Consider the following 18,735-nt stretch of genomic DNA (forward strand, 5'->3'; position numbering starts at 1 on the left):
GGCCGCAGTGCGGCCCTTTCGCGACACAAGGCCGCTCTCACACATCGCGTTCGCCCTCGGGTTGGCGCGGTCCCTGTAGGAGCGGCCTTGTGCCGCACATGGGGCGCGAAGCGGCCCTGCTCTTCCCTTATCACTTCACCGTTTTTCTAGGAGCGCTCTAATGGCTGTTGGTCTTGGTCCTTTGCCCACCCTGCATCCGGTTCCGGGTTTTGAACTCGGCATCGCTTCTGCCGGCATCAAGCGCCCAGGGCGCAAGGATGTGGTGGTCATGCGCTGCGCCGAGGGCTCCAGCGTGGCAGGCGTATTCACCCTCAACGCCTTTTGCGCAGCACCGGTGATCCTCGCCAAGCAACGCGTTCAGGGCACTGTGCGTTACCTGCTGACCAACACTGGCAACGCCAACGCAGGTACCGGTGCGCCGGGGCTGGCCGCCGCTGAGCGTACCTGCGCCAAGCTGGCGGAACTGGCCGGCGTGCCTGCCGAGTCGGTGTTGCCATTCTCCACCGGTGTGATCGGAGAGCCGCTCCCGGTCGAAAGGATCGAAGGTGCGTTGCAGGCCGCTCTGGACAACCTGTCGGAAAACAACTGGGCTGAAGCCGCCACGGGCATCATGACCACCGACACCCTGCCCAAGGGTGCCAGCCGTCAGTTCCAGCACGAAGGCGTCACCGTGACCGTCACCGGTATCAGCAAAGGCGCCGGCATGATCCGCCCGAACATGGCCACCATGCTCGGCTATATCGCCACCGACGCCAAAGTCGCCCCGGCCGTGCTCAAGGACCTGATGCTCGACGGCGCCAACAAGTCGTTCAACCGCATCACCATCGATGGCGACACCTCGACCAATGACTGCTGCATGCTGATCGCCACGGGCAAAGCGGGCCTGCCGGAAGTCACCGAGGCCAGCGGCGCGTTGTTCGACGCACTGAAGAAGGCGGTGTTCGAAGTGTGCATGGAAGTGGCCCAGGCCATCGTCCGTGACGGCGAGGGCGCTACCAAGTTCGTGACCGTGCAGGTCAATGGCGGTGGCAACCATCAGGAATGCCTGGATGTCGGTTACGCCGTGGCTCACTCGCCGCTGATCAAGACCGCGCTGTTCGCCTCCGACCCGAACTGGGGCCGCATCCTCGCTGCCGTAGGGCGCGCCGGTGTGCCTGCGCTGGATGTAAGCCTGATCGACGTGTACCTCGACACTGTGTGTATCGCCAGCAAAGGCGGCCGCAGCCCGAGTTATACCGAAGAGCAGGGCTCGGCGGTGATGGCCCAGGAAGAGATCACCATCCGTATCGAGCTGGGCCGTGGCCAGTGCAGCGAAACCATCTGGACCACCGACCTGTCCCACGAATACGTGAAGATCAACGCCGAATACCGTACCTGATCCAACGGCCTCATCGCCGGCGCGCCGCCTCCCACAGTCATTGCACTGAGCAGCAGGGAGCCGGCTAGCCGGCGACAGGCTGCACTGCAGCCTCAGGCCCACCGACATTGCCACATCATCGGAGCCGACCCATGAGCTATCACCTGATCATCGGCGACAAGCTGTATTCTTCCTGGTCGCTACGCGGCGCCCTGGCGCTTGAGCTGGCCGGCGTTCCCTATGAAGAGACCCTGATCAAACTCGACCAGCCCGACACCCGTCAGCGCCTTCTCGCATTTTCCTCCACCGGCAAGGTGCCGCTGCTCAAGACCGAGCACGGGGTGATCGCCGACTCCCTGGCCATCGCCGAATACCTCAACGAGCAACACCCTGAGGCGCAGCTGTGGCCTGTCGATATTGCCGCCCGTGCCCAGGCCCGTTCGGCCTGCGCGCAGATGCACAGCGGTTTCGTCGCCCTGCGTGGCGCCATGCCGTTCGATCTTTCCCGGGACGAGGCGCTGGAAAACATCCCGCTGGATGTGCAGGTGGATATCGACCGTATCGTCGCGCTGTGGTCCGAATGCCGTCTGGTGGCCAAGGACAGTGGCCCGTTCCTGTTCGGCAAGCCGACCCTGGCCGATGCCTTCTTCGCTCCGGTTGCCGTGCGTTTGCGCGCTTACCGTGTAGAGGTGCCAGCGCAGGCTGCGAGCTATGTCGAAACCATTTACCAATGGCCAGCCTTCAAGGCCTGGCAGCAAGCAGGCCTGGCGGAGCGTGAAGGGTGAAACGGATTCATGTAGCAGCAGGTGTCATTCGCGGTACAGACGGCCGCATCCTCATTGCCCGACGCGCCGGCAGCCAGCATCAGGGCGGCCTGTGGGAATTCCCCGGCGGTAAGGTGGAGGAGGGCGAAAGCGTCGAAGCGGCGCTGGCTCGGGAGCTTCGCGAAGAGCTGGGAATCCAGGTGACCCGTTCTCGGGCGCTGATCAAGGTCAGCCACGACTACCCGGACAAGCAGGTATTGCTCGATGTCCGTGAGGTCGAAGCGTTCACCGGCGAACCCCATGGCGCTGAAGGCCAGCCGCTGGCCTGGGTGTCGCCAAGGGACTTGCCACAGTATGAGTTCCCCGAGGCCAACAAGCCGATCGTGGCCGCCGCGCGCCTGCCCGATCAGTACTTGATCACCCCGGACGGCCTGGACGTGCCCGAGCTGCTCAAGGGGATACAGAAGGCAGTCGCCGCCGGTATCCGCCTGATCCAGTTGCGTGCGCCGGACATGTACGACCCCAAGTACCGCGATGTGGCGGTGGATGCAGTGGGGCTATGTGCGGGCAAGGCCCAGTTGATGCTCAAGGGGCCGCTGGAGTGGTTGGGCGACTTCCCCTCGGCTGGCTGGCACCTGACGGCTGCGCAACTGCGTAAATATGCCGCCAAGGGTCGGCCTTTCCCTAAAGAGCGTTGGCTGGCAGCGTCCTGCCACAGTGCTGAAGAGCTGGCGCTGGCTGAGCAGATGGGCGTGGATTTCGTCACGCTGTCGCCAGTGCAGGCGACGCAGACCCATCCTGACGCCGCGCCGCTGGGGTGGGATGAGGCTCAGCGCTTGATTGCCGGCTTCGGCAAACCGGTGTTCCTGCTCGGTGGTGTAGGGCCACAGGTGCGTGAGCTGGCCTGGGAAGCCGGGGCGCAAGGTGTTGCCGGGATTCGGGCCTTTTGGCCTGAGACCTGAGCCGGCTTATCGCAGGGGCTGCCACGCAGCCCCTTGCGGTTTCAGCCTGCTGGCTTTTGCGCAGCCTGCCACAACACCTCGGCAATGCCTTGCCGCCGCCCGATGATCCGCGCCGCCACGAACAGCAGATCGGAAAGGCGATTGATATACGCCAGCCCCACACCGTCCAGAGGCTCAACCGCATTCAATTGCTGGCAGCGTCGCTCCGCACTGCGCGCCAGGCTTCGGCAGACGTGCGCCTGGGCGACCAGCGCCGAGCCACTGGGCAGGATAAAGTTCGTCAGCGGTCCCAGCTCCTCGTTCCACTCATCGATGGCGGCCTCAAGCCGTTGCACCTCGGCCTCGTTCAATGCCTTGTAACTGGGCATCGCCAACTCGCCGCCGAGGTCGAACAGGCGATGCTGGCAAGGCGCCAGAACCTCGCTGACCTCATCCAGGCCTTGTTCTGCCAAACCGGCCAGCAACAGCCCAAGCTGGCTGTTGAGGCTGTCCACCTCGCCGATGGCCTCGATCCGCGGATGGTCCTTGGGCACTCTGCGCCCATCGCCCAGGCCGGTTTCACCTGAGTCGCCGGTGCGGGTGTAGATCTTCGACAGGCGATAGCCCATGTCATGTCTCCGTCTGATTCGGGGCCGCCGCAGAGGGCTGACCGAGGGGCAGGCGCAGGGTGAAGCAAGTGCCCTGGCCGGGCGTGGAATGCACTTCCATCTGCCCCTTGTGGTTATTGGTGATGATGAAGTAGGAAACCGACAACCCGAGCCCGGTGCCCTGGCCGATTTCCTTGGTGGTGAAGAACGGCTCGAAGGTGCGCTTGCGGACTGCTTCGGGCATGCCGACGCCGTTGTCCTCGACCTGGATCTCGGCCCACGGGGGGCTGAGCCGGGTGCGCAAGGTGATCCTTCCTGGCTCGCAGGGTTGAGGCCGTTGGTGAATGGCTTGGGCGGCATTCTTCAGCAGGTTGAGCAGCACTTGCTCCAGCTCGTTGGCGGTGCACGGCACCGGCCCCAGGTTGGGATCGAACTGACGGACAATGGCCTGGCCTTTGAAATCGAAACCGATGGCCAGGTCGAAGTCGTTACCGGCGATTTCAACGGCCTGGTCGATCAATGCCGGCAGGTCACAGGGCGCCAGTTGGCGGTTGCTGCGGCGGCTGAAACTGAGCATATGAGTGACGATCTTGGCCGCCCGGGCGCCGGCCTGCTGAATGCCATCCAGCAGTTGCGGTACTTCGCGGCTCTCCAGGTAGCGATTGACGCTGGGCAGGTCGATGCCCAGCTCGTCGGCTTGCTCCTGGTTGCGTGGCAGCTCCGGTGACAATCGCCTGCGGATGTTCTGCACGTTATGCAGGATCGCCCCCAGGGGGTTGTTGATTTCGTGCGCCATGCCGGCCGCCAGGCCGCCGACCGAAAGCATCTTTTCAGATTGCACCATCATCTCCTCCAGCGACAGGCGCTGGGTGATGTCGTCGATGCGGATGACCACGCCGCGACCGCCGCCACCCATCAGTGGATAGAAGGTCAGGGCGTAGTGGCGCACGTCATCGCCTTTGGCCCAGGTCACCCGCTCGATCTTGGCGACACGGTGTTTTTCCACGGTTTCCTTGAGCTGCGGCAGGAACGGCTTGAGCGGCTCGAAAGCGATGAAGATCGGCTGATTCAGCGCTTCGTCCAGCGGCGTGCCGGAGAGCACCGTGGCCTCGTGATTCCACTGGGTGACATAGAGCTGCTCGTCGAGGGCGATCAGCGCCGAAGGCATGGAGTCGATGATGCTGTTGAGATAATTCTGAAAGCCGGTGAGTTTTTTCTCGATCTTGCTGCGCACCTGGACTTCCAGTTCCAGCTTGCGGTTGGTATGGCGGGTTTCCTCGGCCAGGCCCTGGGCCTGATCGTAAGCGTCCTGGAATTCGTCGCGGGTGCGCTTGAGTTGCTGCTCGCGCGCCTCGATGCGCGACAGCATGGTGTTGAAGGCGTCGGCGAGGCTGCCGATCTCATCGTCGTTGCCCCGTTTGGCGCGCAGCGCGTAGCTTTCTTCGCGGGTGACCTGGCGGCTGAGTTCTTCGAGCTGATTGATCGGCTGCGTGATCAGGCGCTTGATCTGCCGGGCGATGACCAGCCATAACAGAATGCTGAATACGAGGATCGCCAGGCTGGCACTCAGAGTGCCCGTATAGAACGCGGTGGGCAGTTCGCTGCTGGCCACCAGCAGCAGGTGTGCAGGCGGGCGGGCATCACGGGGGATACGGATCAGTTCGGTGCTGCGAAATTCCATCAAGCGCCAGCTGTCGATGTTTCGATAACGCTTGGGCAGGGCAAGCGGGTCGCCATGTTGCAACTGGGCCAGCATGCGACCATCGCCACCATAGACCGCCGCAGCGCGCAGCGGCGTATAGCTGTCCAGCTCTTTGAGCAGTGCCGTGGCAGCGTCCGGGGATTCGCCGGCACGTGCAGCCAACTGAGGGTTGGCGACCAGGCGGCCGATGGTCTGCAACGCTTGCGGCGCCATGCTCTCCTGGGTGATCCAGTAGGCGGCGCTGATGAAGGTCAGGTTGGCCACCAGCAGGATGGTCACCAGCAGCACCAGCAGGGCGGCCAGCAGCTTCTGCCCGACCGGGAGGTTTTCCAGGCGTTGGCGCAAGGTCATGGGCTAGGCAATGTCCGTATCCGGTTGAAAGGGCGCGTCAGGCGCTTGGCAAGCCACGTGCACGCAGGTTATCGACCAGGCTCTGGTGCAGGTGTTCCAGCCGAGGCAGCACCATGCCATGGCGCGTGGCTGCGCGGCAGGCGTGGCCAAGCAGGTAGTGCACCTCGGTACGCCGGCCAGCACGCACATCCTGATACATGGAAGAGTAGTTGGCTGACGTGGCGAGAATCACCCGATGGACTTCTTCGCCCAGATCATCGGCAGCTTGGGGCTGGCCACAGCGGCCCAGCAGCTCGCCCAGTTCTGCTATCAGCCCATCGACTTCGCCAAGATGCCCCAGCAGCCCGCCGTTCTGGCAGTCATGCAGTACGGTCAGGGGGTTTATCGCGCAATTGAGCGCAAGTTTGCGCCACAGGCGGGTCAGTATGTCCACGGTCCATTGAGCCGGGATGCCGGCGTCGTTGAGCTCGTCGAACCACTCCGGCGCGGCGGGGTTGGCCGGGTCGCCCAGCCAGTTGAAACCGTGGCCGGCGAAACGTACCCGCCAGTCGTCCTCGCGGAACGCACCCTCGGTGCTGGAGGCGAAGATGCAGCGGGCCAGCGGTACCTGATCGGCGACTTCGTCCTGGCTGCCCAGGCCGTTCTGCAGCAGCACGATTTCAGCGCCAGCGGCCAGGCGCGGGGCCAGCTGTGCGATGGCAGGTGCTGCGTCGTAGGCCTTGCACGCCACCAGCAGGCGGTGCACCGGCCCGTTGGCATCGGCTGTTTCGGCAGAGATCGCGTAATGATTGGCGTGGTCCTGTTCGACCAGGGTCAAGCCGCCAGCCTGTTCATAGGCCTGCAACCGCTGACGATCGCGCAGAATCAGGCGCACCGCCTTGCCGGCGCGTGCCAGCCGGCAAGCCCAGAGGGTGCCGAGGCTACCGGCGCCGAGAATATGCCAGGTGCTGCTCATCTGCGTTTCGCAACCCGTTATAATAAGCCCGCATTTTAACCTTCAAACCCCGACGCGCTCCATCTTCAGACTGAGCGCGCTTTTATTTTATGGAGAACAACCATGCCTTCGTTCGACGTGGTATCGGAACTGGACAAGCACGAAGTGCAGAACGCTGTCGAAAACGCCATCAAGGAGCTCGACCGTCGTTACGACCTCAAAGGCAAGGGCAGCTTTGAGTTCAAGGACAAGGAACAGACCGTGCTGCTGACTGCCGAGGCTCAGTTCCAGCTCGAGGCGATGATCGAAATCCTGCGCCTGGCGCTGGTCAAGCGCAAGATCGACGTCAAGTGCCTGGAAGTCAAAGACGCCTACGCCTCGGGCAAGGAAATGAAGCAGGAAGCCACGTTCCGCGAAGGCATCGACAAAGAGCTGGCCAAGAAAATCGTCGCCCACATCAAGGATGCCAAGCTCAAGGTCCAGGCTGCCATCCAGGGTGAGCAGGTGCGGGTGACCGGCAAGAAGCGTGATGACCTGCAGGAAGCCATCGCTGCCTTGCGTGCCAAAGAGTTCGACATGCCGCTGCAGTTCAACAACTTCCGCGACTGATCCTGGTGTCACCAGGAACCCCGATGGCGCAATGATGTCCATGGGGGCCATGGCCGCTGATCGTGTGGTGGCCGGTTTTACGTGTACGTGCCGTTCGGTACCAGGAGATGAACATGGATTTGAACGCTGAAGTCGATCAGCTGGTCCGCCAGTCGCAGACCTGGATCCCTTTGATCATGGAATACGGCAGCCGTGTGCTGCTGGCACTGCTGACCCTGGCGGTCGGCTGGTGGATCGTCAACAAGGTCAGCGCCCGCCTGGGCAAACTGGTGGGGCTGCGTAACGCCGACCTGGCGCTGCAGGGCTTCATCAGCACCTTGGCCAACATCGTGCTGAAAGTGCTGCTGTTGGTCAGCGTGGCGTCGATGATCGGCATCGAAACCACCTCCTTCGTCGCTGCCATCGGTGCCGCCGGCCTGGCCATCGGCCTGGCCTTGCAGGGCAGCCTGGCGAACTTCGCCGGCGGCGTGCTGATCCTGATGTTCCGCCCGTTCCGCATCGGCGACTGGATCGAGGCGCAGGGTGTAGCGGGAACGGTAGACAGCATTCAGATCTTTCACACTGTGTTGCGCACCGGTGACAACAAGACAGTGATCATGCCTAACGGCAGCCTGTCCAACGGCATCATCACCAACACCAACCGTCAGCCGACCCGCAAGGTGGTGTTCGACGTGGGTGTGGATTACGAGGCCGACCTGCAGGTGGCGCGCAACGTCCTGCTCGAGCTTGCGCAGGACCCTCGCGTGCTGGCTGACCCTGCGCCGCAGGCCGTGGTGTCGACCCTGGGTGACAGCTCGATCACCGTTTCGCTGCGCCTGTGGACCAAGACCAGCGATTACTGGGATGTGATGTTCATGCTCAATGAACATGCGCGTGATCGCCTGAAGGCTGAAGGCATCGACATTCCGTTCCCGCAGCGGGTGATTCGAGTGGTCCAGGAGTCTGCCGTGCAGTAACGCTTCAGGTTCTGACAAAGGGGCCGCTGTGCGGCCCAATCGCCGGCGAGCCGGCGCTCACAGGTAATGCACTGCGCCGGATGTTTGCAGTGAGCCTGTGGGGGCCGGCTTGCTGGCGATTGGGGCGCGCAGCGGCCCCTTGTCGTTACACTTGTTCACAGCCAAGCCGCGTCATTTCTGGCATATAGCCTAGCCCCACCTGCCTTTGCACCGATACTCACCATGAAACCATTGCTGTACATCACCCCTCTCAGAGCCCTGTTGTTCGGCCTGACCCTGGCCCTGTTCGAACTGCTGACCTACCTTGCCAGCGACGCTGTCATGCCGGCCATGCCGGTGGTGGTCGACCACCTGAACGCCAGCCCCGAATACATCCCCCACGCATTGAACCTGTACCTGCTCGGTGGTGTGGTATTGCAGTGGCTGATCGGCCCGCTGGCCGACCGTTATGGTCGTCGTCCACTGCTGCTGGCCGGTTGCGCGCTGTTTGGTGCCGCTTGCCTGGCCACCTATTGGGTGCAGGACATTGGCCTTTTCAACCTGCTGCGGCTACTGCAGGGCATCGGCCTGGGCTTTGTGGTGACGGTCAGCTACCCGGCCCTGAACGAAGCGTTCAGCGAGGCCGATGCGGTGCGGATGATGGCGTTGCTGGCCAATATTGCCTTGCTGTCGCCACTGCTCGGCCCGCTGGTGGGTACCTTGATGTTGCAATGGCTGGACTGGCGCTGGCTGTTCGTGGCGTTCGCCGCTGGTGCGGTGCTGGTGTGGGGGCTGCTGTACCGCTTGATGCCGGAGACCTTAGGTGTGGAGCGGCGCGACGGCTCCCGCCTGCCGTTCACGCCGATTCACCTGCTGCCGCTACTGGCGGGCTATGGCCAGTTGCTCGCCAACCGGCGTTTCGTCGCCGGCAGCGCGGCGTTGGGCCTGGTGGGCCTGCCGCTGATCGGCTGGATCGGCCTCTCTCCCGTGTTGCTTATCCACGACGAGGGGCTCAGCACGATGGAATACGCCCTGTGGCAGTTGCCGGTATTCGGCGGGCTGATCCTGGGTAACCTGATCATCAACCGCATCGCTGACCGCTATCCGCTGCCGGCGCTGGTGCGCGGCGCGCTGTGGCCGTACCTGGCAGGTTTGGGCCTGATGGTGCTAGCCACCTGGTACTGGCCCAGCGTGACCAGCGTGGTGGCGGGCATGTCGCTGTATGCGCTGGGCCTGGGCGTGGCCAATGCGGTGCTGTACCGCATGACGTTGTTCTCCAGCGATCAGAGCAAAGGGTTGGTGTCTGCGATGCTGGGGATGATCACCATTGCCTTGTTGGGCTTGGGCGGGGCGCTCATGGCCATGATCGGGGCGGGGGCGAGCTTGATGCACTTCGCGCTGGCGGCAGGGGTAGCGGGAGCGCTGGCGCTCTGGCCGTTGTGGTCTGTGGTAGGTGGCCGGCCTGATGAGGGTGCTGTCGCTCAGTAGCGATAGCAGTGGCCCCATTGCCGGCAAGCCGGCGATGGGGCGGGTAACGTCCGCGACTGACACTCAGGGCTGCTCGGTCGCCGAGTTATCCACCGGTGCCTGTTTCCCGCGGCCTGCTTCCTGTCGCCATTGCAAGGCGATCAGGATCAGGGTCGGTACACCCAGCAGGGCGGTGATCAGGAAGAAGTCGTGATAACCGAACTTCTCGACCATCACCCCCGAATAGCCGCCAATCAGGCGTGGCAACAACAGCATGATCGAGCTGAGCAGGGCATATTGCGTGGCCGAGAACTTCAGGTTGGTCAGGCTCGACAGGTAGGCGACGAACGCCGATGTCGCCAGGCCCGAGCTGAAGTTGTCCAGGGAAATGGTCACCACCAGCATTTGCAGGTTCGGCCCCATGTCGGCCAGCATCAGGAACAGGATGTTGGTCGCCGCCGACGCCGCGCCGCCGATGAACAGGATCGGCAGGATGCCGAAGCGCACGATCAGCAGCCCACCTGCGCCTGCGCCCACCAAGGTCATGATCAGGCCGAAGATCTTGCTGACGCTGGCAATCTGGTCCTTGGTGAAGCCCATGTCGATGTAAAACACGTTGGCCATGACGCCCATCACCGTGTCCGACATCCGGTAGGTGGCGATCAGCCCCAGCAGCAGCAGGGCCTGCCAGCGGTAACGGGTGATGAAATCATTGACTGGCGTCAGCACTGGCGCCAGGCCGCGACGGCCCATGCCCGACAGGCACGCCCAGCTCAGCAGTACATAGAGAATCAGGCGCAGGAAGGCGCGGTCTTCGAGCAGCAGGTCCAGTGGTGTGGCATCGCCGAAGATGACGCTGGCCCAATCGGTGTTGAACAGCTGGGTGAAGCTTGCCGGCACCGATACCAACAGAATGATCAGCACGAACACCGAAGCCAGTTGGTGGATAAGCCCGTAGCGCGCTGCCGACAACTGGGTGCGCAGGGGCACGGGAGGTTCGCGCATCACCAGCGTGGTGAACAGCGCCGGCAGCATCATCACACCGAACAGGACGTAAGTGCCGGCCCAGGCCTTGTGCAGGTAGCTGAAGCCGGTGGAACCGAACCATTCGGCAAAGAACAGGGCGCCAGCGGTGGCGAGCAGCGCAGCGATCCGGTAACCGGCCATGTAGCTTGCGGCCAGGGCGGCCTGACGTTGATCGTCGGCAATCTCCAGGCGGTAGGCGTCGACGGCGATGTCCTGGGTGGCAGACGCGAACGCGACCAGCACGGCCAGAGCGATCAGCCACGACAGGTGCTGTTGCGGGTCACACAAGCTCATGCCCACCAGGCCGATCACCACCAGTGCCTGTGACAGCAACAGCCACGAGCGCCGCCGACCCAACCCACCGAGCAGCGGCAGCCGCCACTGATCGAGCAGCGGGGACCATACCCATTTGAAGGCATAGGCCAGGCCGATCAGGCTGGCATAGCCAATGGTTTCGCGCGCCACGCCAGCTTCGCGCAGCCACACCGACAGGGTCGAAAACACCAGCATGTAGGGCAGACCGGCAGCGAAGCCGAGCAGCAGAAGCACCAGGGTTGACGGGCTGGCATAGGCAGCGAGCGCAGCGCGCCAGGTTTTACGGGGCATGGGCCAACATCTGCCTCAAGTTTGCGAAAACAAAACGCGCACTCTAACCGCTGTGCTCCATCGGGCGCCAGCCATGGCGCATCATATCCACACGATTATTGGCTACATTCACGCCCTCCGCACGCAGCCGCGCCCTTTGTTCGTCACCCGATGGCGTGCCCAGCGCCAGGCTCAGACGGCCGCCTGCACCCAGCACACGGTGCCACGGCAGGCGGGTGTCCGCAGGAAGCTGGCCAAGGGTCCTGCCAACCCAACGCGCCGCTCGGCCAAGCCCTGCCAATTCGGCGAGCTGACCGTAGCTGACCACCTTGCCGGCAGGCACCTGGCCCAGTACCGAATAAAGCGCCGTTCGTCGGGCCTCGGGTGTTTCCAGCGCGTGCTCATATCCCTCAGACATCCCGGCAGCCCTGGCCTGAAGTGAAACCGGACCAATGGTCACGGTAAATGCGTATTGAACTCAACGCCATGGTGGTGGGTCTGTCCTTGCTCTGGTCGTCCGCATCCGGATAATGCCCGGCTCATTCGTCTAATCGAACCTGTATTTCGCTTATGCATTCTAGATCCTTGCTGTGCCTGCTGACCGTTTCCTTGTGCGCTTCTTCTGCGTTCGCCGACACCGTGTGGATGAAGAACGGTGACCGCTTGAGCGGCAAGATTCGCGTTTTTGACGGTGGCAAGTTGTTGCTGGAGACCCCGTACGGTGGCTCTATCTCGCTGGACTGGAAACAGGTGCAGACCCTGGAGAGCGACCAGGAGTTGCTGGTCAAGCAGGATGCCTACAATGGAGAGCGGGCCAAGTCGTTGAAGGCCGCTGAACCGGGCAAGGTGACCCTGGCCAATGGTGACGCGCCCAAGACTGTCGAGCTTGCCAGCATCGAGCAGATCATGAAGCCCAAGCCTGTGGTCGAGGACTTGGTCTGGAAAGGTAATGTCGATGCCGCACTGGATTATAAGCGCGCGGAGAACGATACCGATGACTATGACATCGGCTTCAAGACCACGGCCCGTCATGGCCATTGGCGGCACAACGCTGAAGGCGAGTACAACCGCGAGACCAAGGACGACGTCACCACGACCAACAATTGGAGCGCGGAGTACGCGCTCGATCGCTTCATCACCGAGAAGTGGTTCTGGCAGGGCCGTCTTGAGTACAAGCGTGATCACATCGAGGATCTGGCGCGCCAGCGCACCGTGGGTACCGGCCCCGGTTATCAGTTCTGGGATGACGAACTGGGCGCGTTCTCGCTCGGCTCTTTGATCAACCGCACCGACTTCGAATACCAGGATGGCAGCAAGGACAACTTCTATGCGGCAGCGGTGAAGTGGGACTACACCCGTTATCTGATCGGCAAGAATGTCCAGCTGTTCACCAACGGTGAGTTCGCCAAGCCTCTGGGTGGCGTAGCCGACTATTCGCTCGATGCGGAGGTGGGGCTGCGCTACAAAGTGACCGAATGGGCCTCGCTCAACCTCAAGGCTGAAAAGGACATCATCACTGGCACGCGTGAGAGTGACCTGGACAAGACGCGCTACACCGCAGGTTTTGGCGTGACCTGGTAAGGGCAGCTGCAAGCCGCAAGCTCCAAGCTCCAAGCGAAAGCAGATGTCATGGCACCTCGCTCCCGCTTTTTCTTGCAGCTTGAAGCTTGAAGCTTGAAGCTTGAAGCTTGAAGCTTAAGGGCCCCCTAGCCCCCTGCCGAGGAGTAAGACGTGAGTCAAAAGGCCATCCGCCCCGCCCGGGAACTGCTGCTCAAGGAGTACCGCGGTGTACTCTCGACCCATTCCAAGTCCATGCCTGGCTTCCCTTTCGGCTCTGTGGTGCCCTACTGCCTGGATGCCGAGGGCAACCCGCTGATCCTCATCAGCCGCATCGCCCAGCACACCCACAACCTGCAGAAAGACCCAAAGTGCTCCTTGCTGGTGGGGGAGCGAGAGGCTGAGGACGTGCAGGCCGTGGGCCGCCTGACCATCATGGCCGAGGCGCACAAACTGCTGGACGAAGCGGCCGTCGACGCCGCTGCCGAACGCTACTACCGTTACTTCCCCGAAGCCGCCAACTACCACAAGGCGCACGACTTCGACTTCTGGGTGCTGCAGCCAGTGCGTCATCGGTACATAGGTGGCTTCGGGGCGATCCACTGGCTCGACCAAGTGACGCTGGCCAATCCCTTCGCCGGCAAGGCCGAGGCCAGCATGATCGAGCACATGAACAGCGACCATGCCAACGCCATCGCCCACTACGTAGCATTGAGCGATTTGCCGCGCAGCGCGCCAGCGCAGTTGGTCGGCATCGACAGTGAAGGCATGCACCTGCGTATCGGCCAAGGTATCCACTGGCTGGCTTTTCCAAGCAATTGCAATACGCCGACACAAGTTCGCGAGGCCTTGGTTTTACTGGCGCGCGCCGACCAATGGCCGGCCCCGGCAGAAATCGACGCTTGAAAAACCGAGCGCACGCATCCATCTGATGGTCTTAAAGGAAGATAGTCTTCCGTCGAGGAATCCTTGATGCGTGCTTTTCTACTGCTGTTTCTGCTTTTCCCTGTGCTGGAGTTGTTCGTCTTCGTCAAGGTCAGCGCAGCCATCGGTTTCTTCCCGGCGCTGCTGCTGATCATCGCCGGCTCCGCCCTGGGTGTGCTGGTCATGCGTGTGGCCGGCCTGGCCACTGCCTTGCGTGCCCGTGAAAGCCTGCAACGTGGCGAACTGCCTGCCGAGGACATGTTCCAGGGCCTGATGCTGGCGGTGGGCGGTGGCCTGCTGCTGCTCCCGGGCTTCATCAGTGACGTGCTGGGCCTGCTCTGCCTGTTGCCCTTCACCCGCCACTTTGCCGCGCGCAAGATGCGTCAGCGTGCCGAGGCCCAGGCCATGCGTCAGCGGGCGTTTCAGGATGACCCCTTTCAGGCACAGCCGCGCGACAGCGGCCACCGGCCCAATGTGATCGAAGGCGAGTACGAACGTCGCGACAAATAGACATCCCTGGGGCCGCTTTGCGGCCCCAGGCATTTCTGCTCGTTGAAAAAATTTCTGCAGCAAGCCTTGTAATTGATCCTGCCGGCCTCATGTATGTGGTCACCGCAAGGTTTCTGGTGGCAACACCGGACAATACACAGGTGGTTCGCCCGTCGCGGGCCACCCCGGCAACGCCGGACCGCATCAACCCGCCGGTGTCGACACCGGCCGATGAAAACCACAAATTGGGAGAGATCGACAATGAAGCTTCGTCCTCTGCATGACCGCGTAGTCATCCGTCGCAGCGAAGAAGAATCGAAAACCGCTGGCGGTATCGTCCTGCCGGGTTCGGCCGCTGAAAAACCAAACCGTGGCGAAGTTGTCGCCGTCGGCACCGGTCGCATCCTGGACAACGGCGAAGTACGTGCACTGGCCGTCAAAGTGGGTGACAAAGTGGTTTTCGGCCCTTACTCGGGCAGCAACACCGTGAAAGTCGATGGCGAAGACCTGCTGGTAATGAGCGAGAACGAAATCCTCGCCGTTGTCGAAGGCTGATTTACCCGACTTCCCGTTACTCCAAAGAATTTCAAGGATTAAACGATCATGGCTGCTAAAGACGTAAAATTCGGCGATTCCGCCCGTAAAAAAATGCTCGTTGGTGTCAACGTTCTGGCTGACGCGGTAAAAGCGACCCTGGGCCCGAAAGGCCGCAACGTCGTCCTGGCCAAGAGCTTCGGCGCGCCGACCATCACCAAGGACGGCGTTTCCGTCGCCAAAGAGATCGAGCTCAAAGACGCTTTCGAGAACATGGGCGCCCAGCTGGTCAAGGAAGTCGCTTCCAAGGCCAACGATGCTGCCGGTGACGGCACCACCACTGCGACCGTTCTGGCTCAGGCCATCGTCAACGAAGGCCTGAAGGCCGTCGCTGCCGGCATGAACCCGATGGACCTCAAGCGCGGTATCGACAAGGCCACCGCTGCAGTCGTCGCCGAGCTGAAAAACCTGTCCAAGCCATGCGCCGACTCCAAGGCCATCGCTCAGGTAGGCACCATCTCCGCCAACTCCGACAACTCCATCGGTGAAATCATCGCCGAAGCCATGGAAAAAGTCGGCAAAGAAGGCGTGATCACCGTTGAAGAAGGCTCGGGCCTGGAAAACGAACTGTCCGTCGTAGAAGGCATGCAGTTCGACCGCGGCTACCTGTCGCCTTACTTCGTCAACAAGCCAGACACCATGGTTGCCGAGCTGGAAAGCCCGCTGCTGCTGCTGGTCGACAAGAAAATCTCCAACATCCGCGAGCTGCTGCCAGTGCTGGAAGCCGTTGCCAAGGCCGGCCGCCCGCTGCTGATCGTTGCTGAAGACGTCGAAGGCGAAGCCCTGGCTACCCTGGTCGTCAACAACATGCGCGGTATCGTCAAGGTTGCCGCAGTCAAGGCACCTGGCTTCGGCGACCGCCGCAAGGCCATGCTGCAGGACATCGCCGTCCTGACCGGCGGCCAGGTCATTTCCGAAGAAATCGGCCTGACCCTGGAAACCACCACCCTGGAGCACCTGGGTAACGCCAAGCGCGTCATCCTGTCCAAGGAAAACACCACCATCATCGACGGTGCTGGCGTTGACGGCGACATCGAAGCACGCGTCAAGCAGATCCGTGCCCAGATCGAGGAAACGTCTTCGGACTACGACCGTGAGAAGCTGCAAGAGCGTCTGGCCAAGCTGGCTGGCGGTGTTGCCGTGATCAAGGTCGGTGCTGGCACCGAAGTTGAAATGAAAGAGAAGAAAGCCCGCGTTGAAGACGCCCTGCACGCTACCCGTGCAGCCGTCGAAGAAGGCGTGGTGCCTGGCGGTGGTGTTGCCCTGGTTCGCGCCCTGGCTGCCATTGTCGACCTCAAAGGCGACAACGAAGACCAGAACGTCGGTATCGCTCTGCTGCGTCGCGCTGTTGAAGCGCCGCTGCGCCAGATCACTGCCAACGCCGGCGACGAGCCAAGCGTTGTGGCCGACAAGGTCAAGCAAGGTTCGGGTAACTACGGCTACAACGCTGCTACCGGCGAATACGGCGACATGATCGAGATGGGTATCCTTGACCCAGCCAAGGTCACCCGTTCGGCCCTGCAAGCAGCTGCTTCGATCGGCGGTCTGATGATCACCACCGAAGCCATGGTTGCCGACCTGCCGGAAGACAAGCCAGCTGGCGGCATGCCAGACATGGGCGGCATGGGCGGTATGGGCGGCATGATGTAAGCCAGCCTTACCCCTGTAACAGGAAAAGCCCCGGTTCGTGAGAATCGGGGCTTTTTCGTTTGCGTAAACTTCGCTGAATATGTACCAGCACTGGCACTGTCCGGTCGATGGCCTTAAGCTGCGCCTGCCGCGCACCACAGCGAAGCGCCGCACAGGAGAACCCGATGCGAATTCTTTTGGTTGAAGACAACCGCGATATCCTTGCCAACCTGGCTGATTATCTGGGCATGAAGGGCTACACCGTCGACTGCGCCCAGGACGGCCTGTCAGGTCTGCACCTTGCAGCCACCGAGCACTACGACCTGATCGTGCTCGATATCATGCTGCCTGGTATCGACGGTTACACCCTGTGCAAGCGCCTGCGCGAGGATGCCCGTCGCGATACGCCGGTGATCATGCTGACCGCCCGCGACCAGCTCGATGACCGCCTGCAGGGCTTCCGCTCCGGCGCCGACGATTACCTGCTCAAACCGTTCGCCCTGTCCGAGCTCGCCGCGCGCATCGAAGCCGTGCTGCGCCGCGCCCAGGGCGGCGGGCGACGCACCTTGCAGGTTGCCGACCTGAGCTACGACCTTGATACCCTCGAAGTCACGCGCCAAGGGCGCTTGCTCAAGCTCAACCCTGTCGGCCTCAAGCTGCTCGCGGTGCTGATGCAGAAAAGCCCCCACGTGTTGCGCCGTGAGGTACTGGAAGAGGCGTTGTGGGGTGATGATTGCCCCGACAGCGACAGCTTGCGCAGCCACGTACACCAACTGCGGCAAGTGATCGACAAACCCTTCGAAAAGCCGTTGCTGCATACCGTCCATGGCGTCGGCTATCGCCTGGCCGAGGGTCGCGATGGAGTTTAAGCAAAGCCTGGCGCAGCGCATCATCATCGCCTTCGCGCTGATGAGCGCGCTGGTGGCCGGGGCGTTCGCCTTCGGTATCGTCGCCACGGTGCATCTGGTTGAAGAACGCTTGATCTCCTCGGTGCTGGGCGGCGACTTGCAGCGCCTGCTGCGCATGGACAGCATCAGTGACTGGAGCCATCGGCCGCGCCCCGACCAGCTGTTCTACTTCAGCGGTGGGCGAGATGACTTCGAGCTGCCGAAAGACTTGCGCCACCTCGATGCAGGCTTTCATGAGGTATTCCGCGACCAGCTTTCCTACCACGCAATGGTGGAAATCGTAGACGGCCGACGTTATGTACTGCTGCAGGATCAGAGCGATTTCGAAGAGCGCGAACGGGTGCTGTTCGCTGTCGTCGTGGTGGGCTTCGTGCTCAGCCTGGTCCTGGCAGTGTTCCTCGGCTGGCTGCTGGCGCGGCGTGTAATGGCACCGGTGATCCGCCTGGCGCGGCAAGTGCGCCATCGTGATCAACTGCTTGGCCTGGCACCGCCCTTGGCGCCTGACTACGCCGCCGATGAAGTCGGCCAGCTGGCCGCGGCCTTCGACGATACGCTTGGTCGTTTGCGCGATGCACTGACACGCGAGCGTCTGTTCACCAGCGACGTTAGCCATGAATTGCGCACGCCACTGATGGTTCTGGCCACTTCCTGTGAGCTGCTGATCGAAAACCCCAATCTGGACAGCCGCTCACGCAGCCAGGTCGAGCGCATCGCCCGTGCCACCGAAGAAATGCGTGAGTTGGTCAAAACCTTCCTGATGCTCGCCCGTGCCCAGCGCGACCAGGGGGCCGTGGCCTCCCAAGCGACGCTGCGTGAAGTGGCCGACGATTTGATCGGCGTGTGGCGCGACACCATCGAGCAGAAGGGGCTGACGCTGTACTTCGATGGCCGCGTCAGTGCCGGCCCGCTGCTGTACAACGCGACGTTCCTGCAGTCGGTGATGGGCAACCTCTTGCGCAACGCGGCGCACTACACCGACAGTGGCTACATTCGCCTGAGCCTTGAAGCCAACGGGTTCAGCGTCGAAGACAGCGGTGTCGGCATTCCGGAGGAGCAGCGTGAAGCGATGTTCAAACCCTTCGTGCGGGGTGATGAACGGCGCGGTGAGGGTCTGGGCCTTGGCTTATCGCTGGTCCAACGGATCTGCGACGATCAGGGATGGCACGTTACGCTGACCTCAACCGCACCCCATGGCTGCCGCTTTCAGGTGGACTTGAGCCAGAGCGCTGAGAAGTCCGATCCGCTGAAGCCTTGCGAGTGAATCGCTGGGCTATATTCCTTTAGGGATAACACTTTTTTCACATTGGAATGACCTGTTTCCTACGCAGTGTTACTTAAGGTGCGTGCAATGGAGC

General features: G+C 62.2%; 18 protein-coding genes. 13 read left to right on the top strand and 5 right to left on the bottom strand.

Features of this window, described 5'->3' with window-relative positions; translation table 11 throughout:
• Positions 1-160: 160 nt before the first annotated feature.
• The 3 genes from argJ (at position 161) to JNA92_RS11235 (ending at position 3,083) form a co-directional block, all read left to right on the top strand.
• Positions 161-1,378, top strand: coding sequence for a bifunctional glutamate N-acetyltransferase/amino-acid acetyltransferase ArgJ (argJ, locus tag JNA92_RS11225; protein ID WP_241804725.1), 1,218 nt, complete (start codon positions 161-163; stop codon positions 1,376-1,378).
• Between the two features lie 131 nt (positions 1,379-1,509).
• On the top strand, positions 1,510-2,142 hold the full coding sequence (locus JNA92_RS11230) for a glutathione S-transferase family protein (RefSeq protein ID WP_241804726.1): 633 nt from the start codon (positions 1,510-1,512) through the stop codon (positions 2,140-2,142).
• Entirely contained in the window at positions 2,139-3,083 is a 945-nt protein-coding gene (locus JNA92_RS11235; RefSeq protein WP_241804727.1) for a Nudix family hydrolase, read from the top strand. Before JNA92_RS11230 ends, JNA92_RS11235 begins: the two co-directional genes overlap by 4 nt.
• A 41-nt stretch (positions 3,084-3,124) precedes the next feature.
• Here the strand turns inward: JNA92_RS11235 and JNA92_RS11240 are convergent, their stop codons facing one another.
• The 3 genes from JNA92_RS11240 to JNA92_RS11250 are packed head-to-tail and all read right to left on the bottom strand — an operon-like array spanning position 3,125 to position 6,678.
• Positions 3,125-3,691 carry a cob(I)yrinic acid a,c-diamide adenosyltransferase gene (locus tag JNA92_RS11240; protein WP_241804728.1) on the bottom strand — a complete coding sequence of 189 codons (567 nt, stop codon included), beginning with the start codon at positions 3,689-3,691 and terminating at the stop codon, positions 3,125-3,127.
• A 1-nt stretch (position 3,692) separates the two neighbouring features.
• On the bottom strand, positions 3,693-5,723 hold the full coding sequence (locus JNA92_RS11245) for a sensor histidine kinase (protein ID WP_241804729.1): 2,031 nt from the start codon (positions 5,721-5,723) through the stop codon (positions 3,693-3,695).
• 37 nt (positions 5,724-5,760) lie between these two features.
• Complete coding sequence (locus JNA92_RS11250) at positions 5,761-6,678, bottom strand: putative 2-dehydropantoate 2-reductase (protein WP_241804730.1); 918 nt, start codon at positions 6,676-6,678, stop codon at positions 5,761-5,763.
• 102 nt (positions 6,679-6,780) lie between these two features.
• Here JNA92_RS11250 and JNA92_RS11255 point away from each other — a divergent pair, with 102 nt between their 5' ends.
• From JNA92_RS11255 to JNA92_RS11265, 3 genes are all read left to right on the top strand, one after another.
• The gene (locus JNA92_RS11255) at positions 6,781-7,266 is read left to right on the top strand and encodes a YajQ family cyclic di-GMP-binding protein (protein WP_241804731.1); all 486 of its coding nucleotides are present in this window, start codon (positions 6,781-6,783) and stop codon (positions 7,264-7,266) included.
• 113 nt (positions 7,267-7,379) lie between these two features.
• Entirely contained in the window at positions 7,380-8,222 is an 843-nt protein-coding gene (locus JNA92_RS11260) for a mechanosensitive ion channel family protein (protein WP_241804732.1), read from the top strand.
• Positions 8,223-8,444: 222 nt separating this feature from the next.
• Entirely contained in the window at positions 8,445-9,689 is a 1,245-nt protein-coding gene (locus JNA92_RS11265) for an MFS transporter (protein WP_241804733.1), read from the top strand.
• Between the two features lie 63 nt (positions 9,690-9,752).
• On the opposite strand, the gene JNA92_RS11270 is transcribed toward JNA92_RS11265, so the two are convergent.
• Both JNA92_RS11270 and JNA92_RS11275 read right to left on the bottom strand, forming a co-directional pair.
• Positions 9,753-11,300: an AmpG family muropeptide MFS transporter gene (locus JNA92_RS11270; protein WP_241804734.1), complete on the bottom strand. Its 1,548-nt coding sequence runs from the start codon at positions 11,298-11,300 to the stop codon at positions 9,753-9,755.
• Positions 11,301-11,343: 43 nt separating this feature from the next.
• A complete protein-coding gene (locus JNA92_RS11275; RefSeq protein ID WP_241804735.1) occupies positions 11,344-11,697 on the bottom strand; it encodes an MGMT family protein in 354 nt (117 codons plus the stop codon).
• Between the two features lie 152 nt (positions 11,698-11,849).
• On the opposite strand from JNA92_RS11275, the gene JNA92_RS11280 reads away from it, so the two are divergent.
• The 7 genes from JNA92_RS11280 (at position 11,850) to JNA92_RS11310 (ending at position 18,641) form a co-directional block, all read left to right on the top strand.
• Positions 11,850-12,860: a DUF481 domain-containing protein gene (locus tag JNA92_RS11280; protein WP_241804736.1), complete on the top strand. Its 1,011-nt coding sequence runs from the start codon at positions 11,850-11,852 to the stop codon at positions 12,858-12,860.
• Positions 12,861-13,010: 150 nt separating this feature from the next.
• A complete protein-coding gene (locus JNA92_RS11285; RefSeq protein WP_241804737.1) occupies positions 13,011-13,742 on the top strand; it encodes a HugZ family protein in 732 nt (243 codons plus the stop codon).
• 66 nt (positions 13,743-13,808) lie between these two features.
• Positions 13,809-14,270 (top strand): FxsA family protein, encoded by a 462-nt coding sequence (locus JNA92_RS11290; protein WP_241804738.1) that lies wholly within the window; start codon positions 13,809-13,811, stop codon positions 14,268-14,270.
• A 240-nt stretch (positions 14,271-14,510) separates the two neighbouring features.
• Positions 14,511-14,804 carry a co-chaperone GroES gene (locus tag JNA92_RS11295; RefSeq protein ID WP_009395550.1) on the top strand — a complete coding sequence of 98 codons (294 nt, stop codon included), beginning with the start codon at positions 14,511-14,513 and terminating at the stop codon, positions 14,802-14,804.
• A gap of 48 nt (positions 14,805-14,852) precedes the next feature.
• The gene (gene groL, locus JNA92_RS11300; RefSeq protein WP_241804739.1) at positions 14,853-16,493 is read left to right on the top strand and encodes a chaperonin GroEL; all 1,641 of its coding nucleotides are present in this window, start codon (positions 14,853-14,855) and stop codon (positions 16,491-16,493) included.
• Positions 16,494-16,657: 164 nt separating this feature from the next.
• A complete protein-coding gene (colR, locus tag JNA92_RS11305) occupies positions 16,658-17,341 on the top strand; it encodes a two-component system response regulator ColR (RefSeq protein ID WP_003255215.1) in 684 nt (227 codons plus the stop codon).
• Positions 17,331-18,641, top strand: coding sequence for a sensor histidine kinase (locus tag JNA92_RS11310; RefSeq protein WP_241804740.1), 1,311 nt, complete (start codon positions 17,331-17,333; stop codon positions 18,639-18,641). The genes colR and JNA92_RS11310 overlap by 11 nt, the downstream gene beginning before the upstream one ends.
• Positions 18,642-18,735 lie beyond the last annotated feature (94 nt).

The organism is Pseudomonas putida (assembly GCF_022627325.1).
Taxonomy (GTDB): domain Bacteria; phylum Pseudomonadota; class Gammaproteobacteria; order Pseudomonadales; family Pseudomonadaceae; genus Aquipseudomonas; species Aquipseudomonas putida_X.